Genomic DNA, 1639 nt, shown 5'->3' on the forward strand with positions numbered 1-1639 from the left:
CGTCAAAGTAATAAAATGTAAGACCAGCAAATGAGCTACAAACTACTTTAACGAGAGTTTGATCCTGGCTCAGGACGAACGCTGGCGGCGTGCCTAATACATGCAAGTCGAGCGAATGGATGGGAGCTTGCTCCCAGAAGTTAGCGGCGGACGGGTGAGTAACACGTGGGCAACCTACCTGTAAGACTGGGATAACTTCGGGAAACCGGAGCTAATACCGGATAACTTCTTTCTTCTCCTGGAGAAAGGTTGAAAGACGGCTTCGGCTGTCACTTACAGATGGGCCCGCGGCGCATTAGCTAGTTGGTGAGGTAACGGCTCACCAAGGCAACGATGCGTAGCCGACCTGAGAGGGTGATCGGCCACACTGGGACTGAGACACGGCCCAGACTCCTACGGGAGGCAGCAGTAGGGAATCTTCCGCAATGGACGAAAGTCTGACGGAGCAACGCCGCGTGAGTGATGAAGGTTTTCGGATCGTAAAACTCTGTTATCAGGGAAGAACAAGTATCGGAGTAACTGCCGGTACCTTGACGGTACCTGACCAGAAAGCCACGGCTAACTACGTGCCAGCAGCCGCGGTAATACGTAGGTGGCAAGCGTTGTCCGGAATTATTGGGCGTAAAGCGCGCGCAGGCGGTTTCTTAAGTCTGATGTGAAAGCCCACGGCTCAACCGTGGAAGGTCATTGGAAACTGGGAGACTTGAGTGCAGAAGAGAAGAGCGGAATTCCACGTGTAGCGGTGAAATGCGTAGAGATGTGGAGGAACACCAGTGGCGAAGGCGGCTCTTTGGTCTGTAACTGACGCTGAGGCGCGAAAGCGTGGGGAGCGAACAGGATTAGATACCCTGGTAGTCCACGCCGTAAACGATGAGTGCTAAGTGTTAGAGGGTTTCCGCCCTTTAGTGCTGCAGTTAACGCATTAAGCACTCCGCCTGGGGAGTACGGCCGCAAGGCTGAAACTCAAAGGAATTGACGGGGGCCCGCACAAGCGGTGGAGCATGTGGTTTAATTCGAAGCAACGCGAAGAACCTTACCAGGTCTTGACATCCTCTGACCACCCTAGAGATAGGGACTTCCCCTTCGGGGGACAGAGTGACAGGTGGTGCATGGTTGTCGTCAGCTCGTGTCGTGAGATGTTGGGTTAAGTCCCGCAACGAGCGCAACCCTTAACCTTAGTTGCCAGCATTCAGTTGGGCACTCTAAGGTGACTGCCGGTGACAAACCGGAGGAAGGTGGGGATGACGTCAAATCATCATGCCCCTTATGACCTGGGCTACACACGTGCTACAATGGATGGTACAAAGGGTTGCAAGACCGCGAGGTTTAGCTAATCCCATAAAACCATTCTCAGTTCGGATTGCAGGCTGCAACTCGCCTGCATGAAGCCGGAATCGCTAGTAATCGTGGATCAGCATGCCACGGTGAATACGTTCCCGGGCCTTGTACACACCGCCCGTCACACCACGAGAGTTTGTAACACCCGAAGTCGGTGGGGTAACCCTTACGGGAGCCAGCCGCCGAAGGTGGGACAGATGATTGGGGTGAAGTCGTAACAAGGTAGCCGTATCGGAAGGTGCGGCTGGATCACCTCCTTTCTAAGGAATCTTGTTGGCCGCGGTGCCAACATAAATAGACG

The 1639-nt window shown here is 54.0% G+C and carries 1 rRNA gene; it reads left to right on the plus strand.

Features of this window, described 5'->3' with window-relative positions:
- Positions 1–46: 46 nt before the first annotated feature.
- Positions 47–1598: ribosomal RNA gene (locus BLE01S_RS20215) — 16S ribosomal RNA — on the plus strand.
- Positions 1599–1639 lie beyond the last annotated feature (41 nt).

This window comes from Lederbergia lenta NBRC 16444 (assembly GCF_001591545.1).
Classification (GTDB): domain Bacteria; phylum Bacillota; class Bacilli; order Bacillales; family Bacillaceae_C; genus Lederbergia; species Lederbergia lenta.